17 protein-coding genes are annotated in these 19140 nt (G+C 47.6%); 11 read left to right on the forward strand and 6 right to left on the reverse strand.

Annotation, left to right across the window (positions count from 1 at the left end; translation table 11 throughout):
- Positions 1-201: 201 nt before the first annotated feature.
- Positions 202-1101, reverse strand: a complete 900-nt coding sequence (locus P5G61_RS15695) for a glucose 1-dehydrogenase (protein ID WP_301247394.1) — start codon at positions 1099-1101, stop codon at positions 202-204.
- 170 nt (positions 1102-1271) lie between these two features.
- Here P5G61_RS15695 and fosB point away from each other — a divergent pair, with 170 nt between their 5' ends.
- Both fosB and P5G61_RS15705 read left to right on the forward strand, forming a co-directional pair.
- Positions 1272-1694, forward strand: a complete 423-nt coding sequence (gene fosB, locus P5G61_RS15700) for a metallothiol transferase FosB (RefSeq protein WP_301247395.1) — start codon at positions 1272-1274, stop codon at positions 1692-1694.
- Between the two features lie 133 nt (positions 1695-1827).
- Positions 1828-3639 (forward strand): S9 family peptidase, encoded by a 1812-nt coding sequence (locus tag P5G61_RS15705; RefSeq protein WP_301247396.1) that lies wholly within the window; start codon positions 1828-1830, stop codon positions 3637-3639.
- A gap of 97 nt (positions 3640-3736) precedes the next feature.
- On the opposite strand, the gene P5G61_RS15710 is transcribed toward P5G61_RS15705, so the two are convergent.
- The 4 genes from P5G61_RS15710 to P5G61_RS15725 all read right to left on the reverse strand — a co-directional run bounded on the left by P5G61_RS15710 (position 3737) and on the right by P5G61_RS15725 (position 9525).
- The gene (locus P5G61_RS15710; RefSeq protein WP_301247397.1) at positions 3737-4771 is read right to left on the reverse strand and encodes a phosphotransferase family protein; all 1035 of its coding nucleotides are present in this window, start codon (positions 4769-4771) and stop codon (positions 3737-3739) included.
- 17 nt (positions 4772-4788) lie between these two features.
- Complete coding sequence (locus P5G61_RS15715; protein WP_301247398.1) at positions 4789-5763, reverse strand: SMI1/KNR4 family protein; 975 nt, start codon at positions 5761-5763, stop codon at positions 4789-4791.
- A gap of 185 nt (positions 5764-5948) precedes the next feature.
- Entirely contained in the window at positions 5949-6980 is a 1032-nt protein-coding gene (locus P5G61_RS15720) for a ribonucleotide-diphosphate reductase subunit beta (RefSeq protein ID WP_301247399.1), read from the reverse strand.
- A 226-nt stretch (positions 6981-7206) separates the two neighbouring features.
- On the reverse strand, positions 7207-9525 hold the full coding sequence (locus tag P5G61_RS15725) for a ribonucleoside-diphosphate reductase subunit alpha (RefSeq protein WP_301247400.1): 2319 nt from the start codon (positions 9523-9525) through the stop codon (positions 7207-7209).
- Positions 9526-10286: 761 nt separating this feature from the next.
- On the opposite strand from P5G61_RS15725, the gene P5G61_RS15730 reads away from it, so the two are divergent.
- From P5G61_RS15730 to P5G61_RS15760, 7 genes are all read left to right on the forward strand, one after another.
- On the forward strand, positions 10287-10613 hold the full coding sequence (locus P5G61_RS15730) for an MTH1187 family thiamine-binding protein (protein WP_079348778.1): 327 nt from the start codon (positions 10287-10289) through the stop codon (positions 10611-10613).
- 209 nt (positions 10614-10822) lie between these two features.
- Positions 10823-10939, forward strand: coding sequence for a YjcZ family sporulation protein (locus P5G61_RS15735; RefSeq protein ID WP_208642743.1), 117 nt, complete (start codon positions 10823-10825; stop codon positions 10937-10939).
- Positions 10940-10982: 43 nt separating this feature from the next.
- Positions 10983-11093, forward strand: coding sequence for a YjcZ family sporulation protein (locus P5G61_RS15740; protein ID WP_218671907.1), 111 nt, complete (start codon positions 10983-10985; stop codon positions 11091-11093).
- 166 nt (positions 11094-11259) lie between these two features.
- Positions 11260-11565, forward strand: a complete 306-nt coding sequence (locus tag P5G61_RS32060) for a hypothetical protein (RefSeq protein ID WP_435874183.1) — start codon at positions 11260-11262, stop codon at positions 11563-11565.
- A gap of 575 nt (positions 11566-12140) precedes the next feature.
- The gene (locus P5G61_RS15750; protein ID WP_301247401.1) at positions 12141-12737 is read left to right on the forward strand and encodes an RNA polymerase sigma factor; all 597 of its coding nucleotides are present in this window, start codon (positions 12141-12143) and stop codon (positions 12735-12737) included.
- Entirely contained in the window at positions 12734-13714 is a 981-nt protein-coding gene (locus tag P5G61_RS15755) for an anti-sigma factor domain-containing protein (RefSeq protein ID WP_301247402.1), read from the forward strand. The genes P5G61_RS15750 and P5G61_RS15755 overlap by 4 nt, the downstream gene beginning before the upstream one ends.
- Positions 13715-13989: 275 nt before the next feature.
- Entirely contained in the window at positions 13990-15480 is a 1491-nt protein-coding gene (locus P5G61_RS15760) for an HD domain-containing phosphohydrolase (protein ID WP_435874184.1), read from the forward strand.
- On the opposite strand, the gene P5G61_RS15765 is transcribed toward P5G61_RS15760, so the two are convergent.
- Positions 15473-16126 (reverse strand): phosphatase PAP2 family protein, encoded by a 654-nt coding sequence (locus P5G61_RS15765; protein WP_301247404.1) that lies wholly within the window; start codon positions 16124-16126, stop codon positions 15473-15475. The genes P5G61_RS15760 and P5G61_RS15765 overlap by 8 nt on opposite strands.
- Positions 16127-16358: 232 nt before the next feature.
- Between P5G61_RS15765 and P5G61_RS15770 the strand changes: the two genes are divergently transcribed.
- Together P5G61_RS15770 and P5G61_RS15775 are read left to right on the forward strand one after the other, a co-directional pair.
- Positions 16359-17774, forward strand: a complete 1416-nt coding sequence (locus P5G61_RS15770) for a sensor histidine kinase (protein ID WP_301247405.1) — start codon at positions 16359-16361, stop codon at positions 17772-17774.
- 208 nt (positions 17775-17982) lie between these two features.
- Positions 17983-19140, forward strand: a complete 1158-nt coding sequence (locus P5G61_RS15775; RefSeq protein WP_301247545.1) for an MFS transporter — start codon at positions 17983-17985, stop codon at positions 19138-19140.

Raw genomic sequence — 19140 nt, forward strand, 5'->3', positions numbered from 1 at the left:
GTTGTTCAGCTCCTTGTCGCAAGATGTCAGGTTCCGGCTTGCCGGATCAATTACTCCTAACCCTCTTCGCAGCGAGGCTGCCGTTCTCCTGCTGACTGTACGAAATCCAACCTGACATGACCGATACACAGAGGTGTTACTGCCACCTTCATATCAGAACCATTTTCGTTTTTTTAAAGATTTGAGGTATTCTCCAGGTGATTAGGTTGTTACCATATCGCCGCCATTGACATGAATACACTCACCGGTGACGTAGGAGGAATCGCGGGAAGCCAGATAGACGTAAGCTGCAGCAAGTTCATATGGCTGGCCTGCCCGACCCATCGGTGTCTCGGTTCCAAATACCTGCACATCTTCAGCGGAAAAGCTGGAAGGAATAAGCGGCGTCCAGATCGGTCCGGGCGCGACGGAATTGACCCGAATGCCTTGAGCGGCGAGTGATTTGGCGAGTACACGAGTCAGTGAGACTACAGCCCCTTTGGTGGAGGAGTAATCGATCAGCTGCACTTCACCTTTGTAGGCCGTAATGGAAGCCGTATTGATGATGGATGCTCCTTTGCACAGATGCGGGAGAGCAGCCTGAATCAGAAAAAAGTAGGCAAAAACATTCGTCTGGAACGTATGGTACAACTGCTCTTCCGTAATATCGACGATGCTTGGCTGTACGTATTGCACGCCATGATTGTTAACCAGAACGTCGATCTTTCCGAACGTCTCCATGGTTGTACGGATGACTGCCTCGCAGTTTTTCTTCAAGCGGAGATCAATCTCGATCAACAGACACCGTTGACCCAGCTCTTCAATGCGATCACGTGTCCTTTCGGCGTCCGTCCGTTCATATAGATAAGCGATGGTGATATCTGCACCTTCCTTGGCAAAAGCTATGGCTGCCGCTCTGCCGATACCACTGTCACCACCGGTGATAATCGCCACCTTGCCTTCCAGCTTGCGGCTGCCGATATAGGCAGGATCTTCACTGATGGGTTCAGGCACCATCAGGGTTTCCAGACCAGGCTGCTGATCCTGATGCTGGGGTGGGAACGCCAGCTTTTGTTCCTTGCACACCGTCTTCTCACCGTAAAAAGGATAGACAGGATTCATTTGTTTTACATCCTCCTCGCGCACGTTCGTTCATACGCCTAAACTATGCATTCGCCCAGAAGAAGGTGCGACAGGAGGAAGAAGGGCATTTGTTTTTCGGGCAAAATATACCATAATAAGGATGTAGCTATTGCAACAGGTCATTAAAATGTGGAGGTGTCAGAAGCCAAATGAATATTCAGGGAATTAATCATCTGTGCTTTTCCGTATCCAATCTGGATCGGTCCATTACCTTTTATGAGCAGGCTCTCGGTGCCCGTATTCAAGTGAAAGGCCGGAAGCTGGCGTATTTCGAACTTGCCGGTCTGTGGATCGCTTTAAATCAGGAAGACGATGTCATTCGCAACTATACGGAACGAACGTATACACATATTGCATTTACCGTAAAAGAAGAGGAATTCGATGAGTCCGTGCAGCAGCTGCGAGCAGCCGGGGCTGACATTCTTCCCGGAAGACCACGTGATCCCAAGGATGCATTATCCGTTTATTTTACCGATCCGGATGGTCATCTGTTCGAGCTGCATACCGGAAATATGAAGCAAAGGCTGGATTATTATAGGGAGGAAAAACCTCACATGACCTTTTATACGTAATCGAAGAAAGATCTAAATTGGAAAAAAATATGCCATATCTATTGTACAAACAATGGATGTACATATAATATGGACAAATATACCCTTAATTTACCACTGTTTGATACTTCATTCATACTTAAGGAGGTTTGTCATGATTCAGTTTCCCAAACCGGATGTAGAACAGTATTTCCAGACGTATCGCATTTCCCATTTTGCCGTGTCGGCCGACGAGAAACGTTTGTTTTTTGACAGCAATCTGAATGGCCAGCCCAATATATGGGCTATGGATTTGCCGGGTGGCTACCCGTATCCTTTGACGTATTTGAATCAGAGCAGCCAGTTTATCAAACCAGACCCGGAAGGACGTCATATTCTCACCGCGTTTGATCGGGATGGTGATGAGAATTATCATCTGTATGCACTTCAACCAGAAGGTGGAGTTCCATTTCCTATTGTTCCGGCAGAGCCCAATGATCGTTGTTATTTCTCTCATCTGTCCGAGGATGGACAGCGTCTTTATTATATGACCAGCAAGGATAACCCGAACTATCTCAATTCACGCCGGATTAACCTGGGAACAGGAGAGGATGAGCTTCTGCATCAGGGGAAAGAGGTCACAAGCAATCTGGCTGCTGTGAGTTCGGATGAAGAAGCCTACGTAATTTTGAATGTATACTCCAATACCTACCAGACAGCATACGTGTATCGGAACGGTGAGTCAGAATCCATTATTCCGGTCTCCGAGCGGCAGAGTCAGGTCCCATATGTCCTGTTTGCAGACAATAATCGGCTTCTGATGATTACGAATGATAACGAACCGTACTCCTATGTGGCTGAATACAGACTGGACACTCATGAATTTCGTCCTTTGTGCAAAATGGAAGGCGAGGACGTGGAGATCATCCGCTGGCACAAGGATTCAGAGACGTTATACTTCTGGACGTTTACAGGTCCTGAGAATCGGATGTACGCGCTGGACAAAGATTCGGAGCAGCCGCGGCGTGTGGACATGCCACTGGATACCGTAGAACATGTAACGGTTACCAAGGCTGGCAATGTGTATATTTCGGGGCGTGGAGCCGTCCAGCCGCATAACATTTATCGGTTAATGGCAGGCAGTGAGTCATGGGAGCCATTGACTGCCAATCGGGTAACAGGGCTTGATCCGAGCGATCTCGTCTACCCGGATGTTATTCGATATAACTCCTACGACGGACTGGAGATCGAAGCACTCTTCTTCAAGGCGAAGCCGGAGCAGGCTAATGGCTACACGGTATTTTGGCCGCATGGGGGGCCACAGGCATCGGAAGCGAAGTTCTTCCGTCCGATGTTCCAATTGATGCTGGCGCAGGGCTATCACATTTTTGCACCCAATTTCCGGGGAAGCACAGGATATGGCGCCGAATTTGTCAAAATGGTTGAGAGAGATTGGGGCGAGGGCCCAAGGCTGGACTGCGTTGCCGGCATAAACTGGCTGTTTGCCGAGGGTATCTCGTCACCGGATCGTCTGTTCGTGGTGGGAGGCAGTTACGGCGGGTATATGACCTTGCTTCTGGCAGGACGACACCCCGAATTATTCCGGGCTGCGGTCGATATTTTTGGACCAAGCAACCTGTTTACCTTCCTGGAATCCGTGCCCGAAGACTGGAAGCCAATGATGGACAACTGGCTGGGTGATCCGGCCCGTGACCGCGAACGCTTAACGAAGGATTCGCCGATTACGTATTTGGACCAAATGGTGAACCCGATGCTGGTCATTCAGGGGGCTAATGATCCAAGGGTTGTAAAGGCCGAATCGGATCAGATCGTAGCAGCGTTACAGGGGAAAGGGGTGGACGTGGAATACATCGTTCTGGATGATGAAGGTCATGGCTTCTCCAGAAAAACGAATGAGATTCTCGTTTACCGGCGGATGCTGGAGTTTTTGCAGAAACATCAGGAAGCACCGGTCGCACAACCGTAACATATGGGCGTATTATCTATTTAAATATAGATTCATAATTTAGAAAACCGCCAGAAGGAGAGATAACTTCATCCTTTCTGGCGGTTTTTTTGATGTGCTAATCCAGCAAAGCAACAACCGAATCTATATACTGCTCCGCCCAATGTGCAAAAGTCAGATCCGCTGCCCAGGTTACTCGGCCAGTTGCTTTGCATTCACCCCACAACAAAATGCGCTGATAGAGCAGATGCACCCTGAGCCGTGCAGCGAAGCGTTGGTATCGCTCTGAATCCGCTGTGCAGACAAGTTCCCGGTACCCTTGAAGGAATCGTTTGGCAAGCTCGGGTTGGCCTTCACGGATATACATGGCTGTCATTTTGGTTAGGTCAGCTGTACCGTCTCCAAAATAGGCGGTCGTAAAATCAAACAGACCACTAATCTGCCATTCCGATCCAAGATCCTCTCGTTTGTGAATCAGGAAGTTCTCCACTTTAAAATCTCCCATCACAAATCCGGGAACAGGCATCGATTGGAATGCAGATTCAGCATTGTTTAATTGCTCGTCCACCCACTGTATATCTCCATCTGTAATCGCAGAGTATTTTGCAGCATCCTGCAGCCAGTGATGGATAGTTCCATACAACCAGTCCAGATATTTGCCCGCAAAGGGAACGATTTGCTTCGCTACAGGATCATACTCTCCGGCGTCAGGGACCTTCCAACGGTGCAATTCTGCTAAGGAATGGGCAAGCATCGTAGCGATATTCGTTTGATCCTCATGTGACAGGGAGGCCTGTAATATCGGGTCATGCAGGTGTATTCCGGGTAATCGGGGCATGATGGCATAACTCCAGCCCAGCATGTCGGTATCTTCATGCAGCAAATATGGATTAGGTACAGGAATGTTGGTGTGCTTGATGAGCTGTTCTACGAAAAATTGCTCTTCCTGGAGTTGTCCTGCATATAATGGGTTGCCTTTCAGAATATATTCTCCCTCTGAAGAGCGAATAAGAAGTGTTTGACCCATCACCCCCTCATCGGTTCGCTTATAATCTAGAAGCGTTCCCAGATTGAAATCAAGAAGCGCCTTTTGCAACGATGCTTCCTCAATCTCACCAAGTTTATTGGAGCCAAAATAAATACGGGTTGTCATAAGCCCCTCCTGCAATTTCAGTCTTCGTCCTCTTCACCTGACAGATCAAATGTATCTGCATCAACCAGTCCGCGAATAAAAGCTTCAAAATTAGGTGCCAGATATGTAATCTCATAATCGTCTTCCTGATCCACATGAACCACAGCAGGTTCGCCTTCTGGGCCACAGAATCGATAATCCAGCATCACCACATCGTGTCCTGCAGAAGGGCAATCACAGATAACGATACCGAGATCAGGGTATCCCCAATCTTCGATCATGAAGCGACTTCCAAATTCTCCGGCCAGTGAATTCGATTTGTCCCGCCCAATGCCCATTATCCCCGTAATGGCGATGTGATCCTCAGCCCATGAAGTAGCTTCAATGGTTGGGAAAACGGTGTGTGCAGGGATTCCGCCGTTCTGTGTGTTCATTAACTGGATATAGGAGGCAGGTAATTGATAGCCTAGCTCCTGTTCAATGGTTTGGATCAACTCTTCGTCAAAAGGTGGAGATACATAACTTTCTAACGCATATTCACTCTGTTCCCAGAAGGAAGCTGGATCGTAGGACCCGGAAGCGGCTCTAAGGTGATTTAGCCTGCCACTCTGCTCTAATTCTAACAATATCTCTTGGTGGCGCAGTCGGTCCTGCTGCATTTTTTCAGCTTTGGGCCGTGTCCATTCGAGAAATTCGCTGGTTGATTCGTCATGGGGTAAGAGCTCGTTAGCCATCTCAAACGCATGGAGCGCCTGTTCATACATGGCTATATGATAATAAGCGTAACCCAAACGGTACTGCCAGAGAGGGTCGCTTGTTCCTTGCTCATTTACGGCTATTAACTGTTGGGCAGCCTCACGGTATCGTCCTTCATTGTTATACGCCCTGGCTAGTTGACCAATGAGCTCATAATCCCGGTCCACTTCAGGAATATCCTGAATACGTTCAATAATAAGACCGAACTCGTCCTGTTCATGCCACTTGTTCAGTTGTTCCAGCAGTTCGTTTTCCATCACTATGCCTCATTTCAACAGGGGAATGTGAACCTTTTTCCATTATATCTTACAAGCTAGCGGGATGGATGGTTTTAGTATCTAGGCGTATAGAAAAAACACTCCCACAAGCAGAAAGCCATTAAGCATTCCAAGAAGGGGAGTGTTGAGTATTTATTTTAGGTTGTGTTCACTGATCCATCAGCTTACAGATCGTCAAATCCGTTATCGTCGCCGACTTTGCCGTAGTTACGGGACTTGGCTTCGAAGAAGTCTGTTTTCGTAGCATTCAGCGCTTCATCGGAGAAAGGTTTGATCCAAGGCATGCAGTTCACATCCACGCCTTCGTATGCTTTTTCCATACCCATCAGGCGCAAACGTTTGTTAGCGATGTACTTGATGTAGTCCTCCAGCTCGTTCAGGTCAATCCCGCGTACGTTGCTGAGGGTGTAATGTGCCCAGTTGGTTTCGAGTTCAACGGCACGGTTGATCGTTTTGTATACATAGTCCATGTTCTCTGGCGTGTTCAGCTCAGGGAAATCGACCAGCAGCTGTTTGTATACTTCAGCGAAGAAGTAGCAGTGTTGATTCTCATCGCGCTGAATATAAGAAATCATTTGGCTGGTTGCCATCATTTTCTGGTCACGGGCCAGGTTATAGAAGAAGGCAAATGTACTATAGAAGAAGATGCCTTCAAGTACCAGATCGGCTACCATAGCCTGGAAGAACGTCTGTGGAGTCGGGTTATCCCGGAACGTTTGGTAGATGTCGGCGATAAACCGGTTACGGTCAAGCAGCACCGGATCATGTTTCCAGTATTCAAAAATTTCCTTTTGCTCCCGATCAGATACGATGGAGGACAGGACGTAGGAGTACGATTGGTTGTGTACAACTTCCTGTTGTCCGATGATTGCCGAGATCGCTTCAAGCGATGAATCAGTGAAATAGCGTTTCACGTCACCTACAAACATCGTTTGCATGGAGTCCAGTACAGCGAGCAGGGAGATGTTTACTTTAAATGTACGCTGTTCTTCCGGGTCCAATTGGGCAAATTGGGAAGCGTCCTTGGACATCGGAATTTCATCCGCGATCCAGTGATTGAGCAGCAGTACTTTGTACAGCTTGTACATATGAGGCATACGAATATCGTTCCAGTTCAGAATGCCTGAGCATTCCCCTTCAATAATACGGGTAGACTGGTTAGGCGCTTCGGTATTGAAAATTTTCTGCAATTGCATAATCCGTTCACTCCTTGAATGAATTTACACTGTAATATTATTTCAACTTATATATTAGGGGGTGTAATGTGGCATCTATATCAACATCTCATGATGTTGTGATCATGGTTTTGGGCAAAAAAGTACCAGGGCAACGCCATTTTGTAATCAAAACAGGATGCCCTGGTGGTCATCGTGGAACTCGTTAATCTTCTATATTACGGATTCAACGTAGCTTACGAAAAAATCAAGATTCTTCAATCGTCAGTGCACGACTGCGCACATAATAGGTTGATTTCATACCGGCTCTCCAGGCGTGCAGATGCAGTTCCAGGAATTCCGTGGCTTTGATATCCGGTCGAACGTAGAAGTTAAAGCTTTGTCCCTGATCGACGTGGCGCTGACGGGCAGCCGCCATATTAATGGAAGCATGCTGATCCACCATGAACGCCGTTTGGTAATAAGGGCTTGTTTTTTCAGACAGATCCGGAGCCGGGTTGGCAATTTTATAAGTTGTTTTCTCCTCATAAGACAACAGCTCATAGAGCGGATCAATACTAGCCGTTGAACCAGCAATAATAGACGTGGAACCGTTAGGTGCGATGGCGAACAACCAGGCATTACGTACACCATTTTGCTTAACTTCAGCTTGCAGTTCTTTCCACTGCTCCGTTGTTACGAATTCGCCAACACGCTCACCTGACGTGTACTCGCGCTGATCGAAGTAGTGACCACTTTCCCAATCGGAACCTTTGAATTTCGGATAGTGTCCTTTTTCCTTGGACAATTCCATGCTGGATTTCACGAGCAGGTAGTTAATTTTTTCATATAGATTATCGTTATACGTTACTGCTTCATTGGACTCCCAGTGAATGCCTTCAAGGGCAAGCAGGTGATGGAGTCCGAATGTTCCCAGACCTACCGCACGATATTGGCTATTGGTATATTGGGCTTGCAGTACCTCGATATTATTAATGTCGATGACGTTGTCCAGCATACGCACCTGAATCGGTACGAGACGCTCCAGTACATTATGTGGCACGGCACGTGCCAAGTGGATCGAGTTCAGGTTGCAGACAACAAAGTCGCCAGGCACCTTGGAGATCACGATACGAGTTTGTCCATCCTTGGTTACGAGCTCTTCCTTTTCAATCACCGTAGCAGACTGGTTCTGCATGATTTCGGTACACAGGTTGGAGGAGTATACCATACCGTGTGCACGATTAGGATTCGAGCGGTTAACCGTATCCCGGTAGAACATGTACGGCGTACCTGTTTCCAGTTGGGATTTCAATACACGTTTCATGATGTCGATCGCCTGTACTGTGATCCGGGACAGTAAGGGGTGATTCACAGCTTCTTCGTATTTATCACGGAACGCTCCTGCACCTGCGGACTCATCGTAGAAATCTTCCAGCCCGAGCGCACGGCCGTTTTCGTCTTTCCAGCCCATCACTTTCTTCGTTTCATGCGGGCAGAACAGGCTCCATTCGCCGCGGGTGGATACCCGCTCCATGAACAAGTCAGGCAGACAGATGCCGTGGAATACGTCATGCGCACGCATCCGCTCGTCGCCGTTGTTCAGCTTCAGATCGAGGAAGGCCAGAATGTCTTTGTGGAAAACATCCAGATATACAGCAATGGCACCTTTACGAGTACCGAGTTGGTCAACGCTCACGGCTGTATTATTCAGTTGACGAATCCAAGGGATAACGCCTGAACTTGTATTTTGATGACCACGAATATCCGAACCACGGGCTCTGACTTTACCGAGGTATACGCCGATGCCGCCGCCCATTTTACTCAGACGGGCTACATCCGTATTGGAATCGAAGATTCCTTCGAGTGAGTCATCCACCGTATCAATGAAGCAGCTGGAGAGTTGTCCGGCCACTTTCTTGCCCGCATTGGACATCGTAGGTGTAGCTGCTGTCATATACATGTTGCTCATTGCCCAGTAGGCTTCTTTAACCAGATCCATACGTCTCTCGGCAGGTTCTTGATGCATCAGGAACATTGCGATGACCATATAGCGCTCTTGCGGTAATTCCATTACTTTCCCATCAAAATCATGCGCGAGGTAACGTTCTGCCAAGGTAAGCAAGCCGATGTAATCAAAGAGAAGATCGTTGCGGTAGTCAATGCACTCTGCAAGTTCGTCGATCTGCTCTTTGGTGTAACATTCCAGCAGTTCTTCGCGGTAGATACCTTTCTTCACAAGATCCACAAGAAGCGGGTGGAAAGCGCCGTAAGGCTCTTCCGGGTAAGATTTGTATCTGCGGTTGGTGGCCGCTTTCTTGTAAAGGGAAGTCAGCAGGGAGCGTGCCGCTGCAAATTTCCAGTTAGGCTCTTCCTTCGTTACCAGTTCCAGTGCGCTCATCATAAAAGCGTTGCTGATCTCGTCTCCGGTAACTTCGTCACGACGGAGCTTGCTGTTTACCCCGCGTACCAGACGTTCCTTGTCCAGCATGTCCAGTCCTTCCAGAATACGATCTGCATATACCGAGATGCGCATATCATCAAAGGCAAGCTGGCGGTTGTTCGGCTTGGTCACAACTTGTGGCATGAATATTCCTCGCTTTCGCATGTTTAAGAGATAAATTGGAGAAATTCTTTATATAAAGAATTGAGTGTCTTCTTACGGTGAGATAAAAATGTAAGCTGCATATTGCGGACTGAGCGGCGGTAATAGGACGTCTTGCTTCATCTTGCGACATAGGAGCAGCACGCAGAACATGGTCACATAAAAAGCATTCCCTCTGCCTATTGGCTGAAAATGCCCTTAGATGCCCTGAGTTCCTTGCTGTCTTTAATGATCTGAAAAAGACAAAAAAGGGTGCTTATGTAATCTTTTGTCTATCGCTGACGCGCCTTTAATTTGAGGATACCGGTGCAGTCCAAATAGCCCCGTTAACCTCCGAGTCAAGTCTGTTTCGAGAAAGCGATTTACACCTACAGGGACGTGCCTTTGGAGGTGATTTCATCCTGTTTTTCGCGAGATTTCAGAAGATGACTAATAGAAGTGGGGTAATTCAATTTTACTACATTTTGTTGCTGTTATCATACTGTAACCCAACATATAGTGTTTGTAAACAGGGTTAACACAGTGAAACGTAATTCCGAGTATACCATTTAAGCCGAGATTCCGCAAAGGAAAAGGACTGGAAGATTTGAAGATTTATCAAAAAAAATTTTTAGTCAAATCGGATGACGTTATCACGTCAGTTTGAATTGTGGCTCCTTCAACTGGTAGAATAAAAACAGGCAGAAATCGACTAAAAATGAGTGGCACCGGTAACTTACGGGGTCCAGAGGAGGCGGAGTAAAATGGCAATAGCAGAGGTGACCGTAATTCCAATTGGCACCGGGACGACCAGCTTGAGCAGTTATGTGGCGGACATGCAGAAAGTATTGGAAAATCAGCGGGGCATTACATATCAGTTGACCTCCATGAGTACCATTATCGAAGGTCCGCTCAATGAGGTCTTTACAGCGATTGCGGCTTTGCACGAAGCTCCGTTCCTATCGGGAGCTCAGCGTGTCTCCACCTCCGTCAAGATTGACGATCGTCGTGACAAACCCGATGCCTCCAGTGTGCAGAAGCTGCAATCGGTTCAGGACAAACTCGCATCCCGTCAGGCACGGCCGAACTGACGGAAGTCAGCAGCGTAAGGGAAATGGTCTTATACAATGTACTGCAAGTCTCTGTCTGGGGCTTGCAGTTTTTTTTGCATTCCTTTGACTCAGAGAAAAAGACAGCAATCAGTCTTCAGAATAAACCTGCCCAATTTTAATCATAGCCCTGTCTATTGTTTGACTTGTGCATATAGTGAACTGTACCTCAAATCAAAGGAGGGTTTTCAATGAGTGGAGTTGTTGGAGGAGTAGGCTACGGTGTTGGTGGCGCATGGACATCGACTGGTGCCATTTTGGTTCTCTTCATTTTGTTGGTTATCATTTCTAAAGCATTCCTGATCTAATAGACTTTTTGGATCCTAATACTTTAGTAAAGGAGGGTTCCCTATGAGCGAAGTCGGAGGCGTAGGATGTGGATACGGCGGCTGGACATCGACTGGTGCCATCTTGGTTCTGTTCATTCTTCTCGTTATCATCACTAAATCTTTCTGGGTATAATATGTTTGAACTCCGCCAGGTAACTGGCGGGGTTTTTTTTACTTGAGGACAAGCCTACATGAATAGTAGTAACGCCCATTTTGTCAAAGTAGGGCCATAGCCCGGTCCAGAGGTAGGGCGAATACATAGCTTAGGGGTGTAGGCAAATGTTAAGGAGGAATGAACAATGAGCGAAGTAAAACCGAATTCACCGAACGGACAGGGACACGTATACGGGTACATGGGAGGCTATGAGCACATGCAAGGTTACATGGGGCATGAAATGCATGGATACGGGTATGGTTACGGAACAATGCCAATGGGATATGGCTACGGATACGCTCATAATGCTAATCATGCTCCAATGCTGCATGGGTGTCATCAAGGTTGTGGAACCTCTTATGGGCATGCCGGGGGAAGCTGGGGATCCATGGGTACCATTCTCGTACTGTTCATCCTGCTGGTCATTATCTCCAAAACGATGTTTATCTAAATCGTGCAACAGCAACATAATCAGGGAGTTGATCCATACAACTCCGAGGAAAGGCGCCGAGATTGTATCGGCGCCTTTTGCCTGTTCAGGCCATTTTTATCAAAAATGGACATGGAAAAACACCCGGAACCCAATTCCGGGTGCTTTGTGTATGTTTTCAATCTTCTCAAGAATAAGTGACATCCAAAACAACAAAAGCCCTACCTCTCTTTTGTCCTTGCGGCTCCGATGACCGCGCCAGTGTGAATGGGAACATCTTGTGAAACTCTGTAATACCGGGTTATTGTGATTCAGGTTCTTCAATCTTCATAGGTTAATGTGCATGTTCGCTGCGGTCGCAGCATGAAGAAAATATTCCGGGGTTTAAAGAAGACAGAAAATCATATGAGGTTGTTTAATTACCAACTCTAATAGTATACCACAGGCTGTAATTTTTTGCAATAAAAAGGAAGGTTGAAGCTTTTTTTGAAAACAAATGCGAAAACATTTCAGATTTTTTCTTCAATAAGGTAATCCTCTTCAAATGATTCTACGTAGGTTATAATAGGAGGGATGACACGGAAAGGGGCCCTCGCATGACTGAATCTATAGAGGACAGCAGGTTAATGCGGCAGATTGCGGAACGAGATGCTTCCGCACTGGAGCTTTTATATGACCGCTATGAGCGGGCGGTGTATTCTTTTGCCTATCGGATCGTTGGTGATCCAATGACCGCAGAAGAGACCGTCCAGGAATTATTCCTGCGCGTCTGGAACAATGCTGAACGATATGAGGCCTCACAGGGGAAGCTGACCACGTGGATGTTTGCTATTACGCGCAACATTGCAGTGGACATGCTGAGGCGAAAATCCAAAAGCGCAGCTACGACCTCGGTGGAGAACGAAACACTGGCGGCATTTGCCGATGAACATACAAATACAGAAGAAGAAATAGAGCGTAAATGGGAAGGTGTCCGAATCAAGGAGGCCTTGTCCCAGTTGAATGGTGACCAGCAACAGGTCATTGAATCGATTTATTATGCGGGCTTAACACAACAGGAAGTGTCCAGCAGATTCGGGATTCCGCTGGGTACAGTAAAGAGCCGTGTCAGGCTTGCGATGCGACAGCTTCAGAAGCTGCTCGCCGATGCTGAAATGCATTCGGACGCGGGAAGGGAGGGCATACATCCATGATAGAAAGACATGAGGAATGGTCTGATCTGGCACCGATGTATGTGCTGGGAGGACTCGAAGCGGAGGAAGTGGCAGCATTTGAAGCGCATTTGGCCCAATGCGAGTCTTGTCGCCAGGAGGTGAGGGAATTGCAGGAAGTAACTGGCTTCCTGCCACTCGCGGCGGAACCTGTTGCCCCGCCGCCTGGCATGCGAGCACGTGTGCTTGGCAACGTGCTCGGACACGCGCAGGTGAGCGCCGGAACGAAGCCGGCGGCTGCTCCTGCGGAGCCTGAAGCACCCGTGGTGCTTCAGGTGGATCTTGCGCCGCAGCATGAAGCGGCGCAGCCCGGGCAAGGCTTGCCGCCGGAGACGGCGGTGCCTGCAGCCCGGGTGGAAGAGGCTGCACAGGCACAGCCGTGGCAGCCTCAAGGGCGCGCGCGTGCGCGCAGCAGCCGCGCCTGGCGCATAGCGAGCGCAGCCCTTGCGGCAGCGGCGCTCGTGCTTGGCATCTACGCCGGGCAGCTGCAAGGCCAGATCGATTCGCTGAAGCAGCAAGCTTCAGGCTCATCGGCCGTGCAGGAGCAGCTTGCACAGGCACAGGCACAGAATGCGCAGCTGCAAGAGCAGCTTGCTTCATCTCTGCAGCCTGCGCAAGGAATGCAGACAGGCGAAGCCGTCAAGCTTAGCCCGGCGACACAGGACATTGTGGCCCAAGGCCTGGCTACCATCGTCATTGACAGCAAAGGTACCCACCTGGTCGTCCAGGCAGAGAACTTGCCTACTCTGGAAGGGAACGAGGCGTTTCAGGTTTGGCTGATCAAGGGCGACACTCCTCAGAATGCAGGGACCTTCCTTAGCCATAATGGAACGGGAGCGGTATATTATACTCTAGACTCAGCCAACGACTACGACACGGTCGCGATTACGCTTGAACCGGATGCGATGGGTGATGAGCCGCGTGGTACAATGATTCTGGCTGCCAAAATTAAAGGATAAAAAATGTTTTGCTATTTCAGGCTGTTCCCTACGGGGAGCAGTCTTTTTTATGTGGTTGCATGAGTATATATAAAGTACCTAAACGTTTTATATTTCATTCAATACGGAGGTTTTCCATTCGCGAAATGAATTAATTTTTTCTGTCCGAGTAACCGATAACAAATAGGAGACTGTACCCTTAAATCTCCCTCTGACATCATCAATGGGGAGAACGGGTTACACCTAGAGAGTGAGGGGTTGGGGTGAAAGTATACCGTTCATTTATCTTTCGTCTGATGCGAAATTACCTTATCGGTTCAATGGGGGCTGTTTTTGTAGTAGGTACAGTGGTTATGGTGTCTACCTTACAAATACCGAATATTCAATTTGTACGCCTCATGATCATTGTGTTGATTTCATTGTTGTTTATGCTTGTTGCTGAACTAATTACACTATGGGCACAACTTGGCCCTATCCGGCAATTCTTTGCCGCCGAGCATCATGAAAAGGCTGAATTGACAAAGATGTATGAGAGCATTCATCGTTTTCCGGGACAAACCATCTATCGTATTTTGGGTCCGCATATGCTTGGATTTTCACTCCCGGCTGCCGGATTGACGTTATGGATGATCTCCACAGGGGGGCTGGAGTTTCCATACGGATATGTCGCAGTTGCAGCTGCATGTGCCTTTTTAATCGCCGTGATGCATGCCCTGATTGAATATTTTCTGACCGTTCGGACGGTGAGACCGCTGCTGCTGGAAGTTCGCCGCAGAGGCAAAGAGCAGCATGGGATGGAGCCATCTCTCGGAGGACGCGTTCTGGTGTCCATTCAGCGTAAATTTCAGCTGAGTACAGCGTTGATCGGTTTATTTCCATTATTTCTGTTCTTACTGGCTACATCGATCCGTCTTCAGTATATGGATAGCGAGTTTGCGAAAGAGTATATTCTGTGGGCAGTTCTTATCGTAGTGCTGGGCGGGGGCTTTGCCCTTGTAGGTAGCTGGCTGCTGATTCGGGATGTTCGCGGTCCGGTTGCGGAGCTAACAGAGGAGATGAATCGGATTCAGGAGGGAGACCTCGGCAGGAGAACCCCTGATCTGTACGCGGATGAATTTTCTACGCTCATCTCCGGATTCAATATGATGATTAATCGGCTTGAGATGAGACAGGAACGCAATCGGCAGTTGTTGCAAAGTTATTTTTCTACCTTGGCGGCTGCGTTGGACGCAAGGGATAAATATACGGCTGGTCATTCCATGCGGGTGGCAGAGTATTCCATTATGATCGGCAAGCTGAGCGGCATGAATGAAGAACAAGCAGATCTGTTGTACAAATCAGCGCTGCTGCATGATATTGGGAAAATCGGAATACCCGATGAAGTGTTATTGAAAGATGGGAAACTCACCGATGAGGAATTCGCCATCATTCGCACACATCCCGTTCTTGGAGAGAGTATTTTGTTACAGATTGAACCGATTGATGCCATGGCAGACTTTCTGCCGGGTGTAAGGTCTCATCATGAAAGATATGATGGCAAAGGGTATCCTGATGGTATTGCAGGTCAAGAGATTCCGCTGTTTGGCCGTATTATTGCTGTGGCTGATGCTTTTGACGCCATGACGTCTGATCGTCCATACCGGAATGGAATGAGCCATGAGAAAGCGCTATCTATTTTGGAAGAAGGAAAAGGGACCCAGTGGGATCCCTATTTTACAAGTTTGTTTATTGATGAGTGGAGGCGGCAGCAGCATCTCCAGAAATCGTCGGAGCGAGGGGTCAGCTGATCCCCTCTGTCCACTTCGATTCTTTTCTGCGACGACGGTGCAGTGAAAGCCCGGTAATAATTGTGAAAATGCATTCGCCCAGAACGACCGCACCCAAGGCATCATATATTACATGTTGTTTGATCATTAAGGTGGACAATATAATCAGAGCTGCCCCGGCAACAACAAACGCTTTAACCTGTTTGCGGATGCTTTGAACGGATAGAACAGCACGCATAACCAGATAAGAATGAAGAGCATGAATGCTGGGAAAACAATTATATGGACGATCCTGGCTGTAGAGCCATCCAAGAACAGATGCACCGAGACCTGCACCTGTTAACTCGGGACGCGGCACCATGGTCTGGAAATTAAAATAGATCAGGTAACAGATCCAGACACAGATATTCATGGATAACAGGACGCGATAATAAGTGAGCCGATCCTTGGCGCATAAATAAGCCAACACACCAAAGACAAACGGATACCAACCCAGATAGGGTATAGACATGGAAGGTACATAAGGGATGATCCGGTCCAACGGGGAATCAAGCACAGAGAACCCGCGTTCCGGACTATTCAGAATATCATAGAACATCCCCATGACAGCCAAGGAAAGCATCAAGCTTAACGACAGCCAGTAGGATTTACTTTTTAACACGTGCACAACACCGTTTCTCCTTTCATCCATGTTCGCAAGGAACAGGATCACAGCAAATAAAATCGAACAACAATATATTCTACTACGTTCAGCGCACAAATTGAATCCTGATTTGTGTATTTTTGTGCATTTTTTTGACGATGAAGGAATGTCGAAGGTTAAACGGGCATGATATGATAGATATACATACGGACTACAGGTTTTCTGTCGATGAATACACAACAACAGGAGTGAGTGAATGCAATTTTCAAAAATGTTCGTATTAAATATGGGGATGCTTATTACCATTGCTTACCTTGCTAGTGTGTTCTATAAATACATCGTAATACGTGCTTCATCACGGGTGAAACAGATCAGTTCGCTGTTTGTGCTTATTTTTGCAGGCTGGATCAGCACGGTATTTGGATTTCAGCTTAATGAAGAAGTGGTCTTCGACCTTCGTTTCGTTCCTTTAATTGTTGCCGTTTTGACGTATAGACAACCCTATAGCGTTATTATCGTAGGGGTTGGGATTGGGCTGACCCGGTTAACCTTTGGTATCAATGATGCTACGGTGGCTGCACTTATTAATATGTCGATTCTGGGCGTGGTGTGTGCAGGGCTGAATATATGGATGAGACGAAGTGACTACAGGCTGATCGTTAAAGGTGTCATCGTCATATTGATTGTAAATGTGGTCAATAGTGTGAACATTGCTATCGTCGGCGTTATCCCGGCTGCATATTTTTTCTCTCATATTATGCCGTATACCCTTCCTGTTGGTATTTTGCTTAGTCTTATTTTTGCTTTTATATTGCGCGATTTCCAGAATGAGCAGAACCGGATTTTGCTCATTCAGAGCACGAACCGATTATTGTCTGTACAGAAAGAAGAACTGCAAAAGGCCCAGATTGTACTGGAAGACCGTGCCAAGCAGTTGATGATTGCTTCGCAGTACAAATCGGAATTTTTGGCAAATATGTCGCATGAACTGCGAACACCGCTGAACAGTGTCATTAACTTCGCCCAGATGATCAGCGAGAACGGTGATACGATGGAGCAAGAGGATATCGCACGTTTTGCCGCAATGATTGAAGATTCTGGTCAGGAATTACTCACGTTAATCAATGACATTCTCGATCTGTCCAAAGTGGAAGCGGGCAGACTGGATATCGTTTTGGAGGATATCAGTGTTGCACAACTCACGGAAGATGTCATGAATCACTTCCAGTTGGTTGCCGAGAAAAAAGGAGTAGAGCTGCGACTGGACAAGAAGCCAGGGCTGCCCGAGACCATCTGGTCTGATCCCCAACGGGTCCAGCAGATTTTGCGTAATCTGTTGTCCAATGCCATCAAGTTTACACATCAGGGGAAGGTCACACTGACCGTAAGCACCAAGCAAATCAAGAAGTCAGGCATTCTGAGTCATTGGATTGTTTTCTCGGTGCAAGATACGGGAATTGGAATTGCTGAAGATAAACATCAATCCATTTTTGAGGCATTCCAACAGGCTGACGGGTCCATTAGCCGCAAATTTGGGGGAACAGGACTCGGCCTGTCCATCAGTCGAGATTTGGCCAGATTGCTGGACGGATCGATCGAGCTGGAAAGCGCTGAGGGCAAGGGTAGTACCTTCTATCTCTATCTCCCGTTGAACCGTGAAAAAATGAGTTGACAACACTCGCGCTGTGAGTAGAATTTGGGGTGACAACTAGCATCGACCGGCACTTGAAACCCGGTCTAAGGAGTGTATCCCCATACAGAAGACGGTCAACGTTAACCCTCCTCCGTTTGCAGGCAAACCACGGCGCAAGGGTTCGACACAACGCACAAATTTATCTATTGCAACATGGGAGGGTGTACCGGCAATTATTTTGCAGACGTTGCTGGGAGGCCCATTTTTAACCGGATTTCTGCTGTACCTTGGGGCCGGGTCAAGACATATTGGCTTTGTGCTCGCCATCACGACTTTTGTTAATATCGCCCAGATTGGAGCGGCTTACTGGATGCAGCGTATTCGGAGCCGCAAACGTATGCTTATATTGTTTGTGGGGATACATCGCATCCTGTGGAGTTCGACGGGACTGATCCCCTTCCTGTTTCCCAAGGAATGGTGGGTAGGCATTTATATTGGTGTGTATACGGTTGCATTCATAGCCAATACGATTGGCGGTATGATCTGGACCTCGTTGATTGGCGACATCGTTCCTGCCAAGGTAAGAGGGCGCTATTTCGGAATTCGAAACACGATTCTGAATGCACTTGGAAGCGTATGCTTATTTGCGGGAGGCATCGTTCTGGACCGTTTTCCCGGAGAAATGGGCTTCTTACTCTTGTTTATTCCTGTGTGGATTTGCGCTATCGCCAATACGGTAATTTATTTCTTTTATCCGGATGTGCCATTTGAACGTTCAACTGAAAAGGTTTTCTGGCGCATGTTCAAGAAGCCGTTTCAGGATCCTTCCTTTCTGAAGGCTGCACTGTTCCTCGCGGCCTGGTTACTGATCCAGACGTTGATCGTTCCGCTATTTTCCTACGTGATGCTTGACCTGCTTAATATTAATTATCAAACGGTATCCATCATCACTGTGGTCCAGACGCTTGTAATGATGGCCGGATTCTATATCTGGGGCAATCTGAACGCGAGATTCAGCAACAAAACCTTATTATTTTGGACATTACCGATCATTGCACTCTCCTGTCTGTCCTGGGGATTGATGTCGTTTATGCCTGTTTTGATAGCGCTTTTTTTATCTCATATCTTTCTCGGCATTGGTGTTGGAGGGTTCAACCAGCTTGCCTTCAACTTTACAATCGGAGATACACCGAAAAGCGAAAGACCAATGTTTGTTGCCGTTTATTCGGCTCTAACCGGAGTAACCTCGTTTCTTGGACCGCTGATTAGCGGCTGGTTGTATGAGAGAATGGAAACCTTGCCGGACGCGTTGACCTGGGTTTCCGCCTATGGCTTCCAAGTGGGTGTTGGTGCAGCGATGCTGGTCCTGACGTTTACACTTGGACGTCGTGTGCTTCTGAAATAG

Source organism: Paenibacillus vandeheii (assembly GCF_030433635.1).
Lineage (GTDB): Bacteria > Bacillota > Bacilli > Paenibacillales > Paenibacillaceae > Paenibacillus > Paenibacillus vandeheii.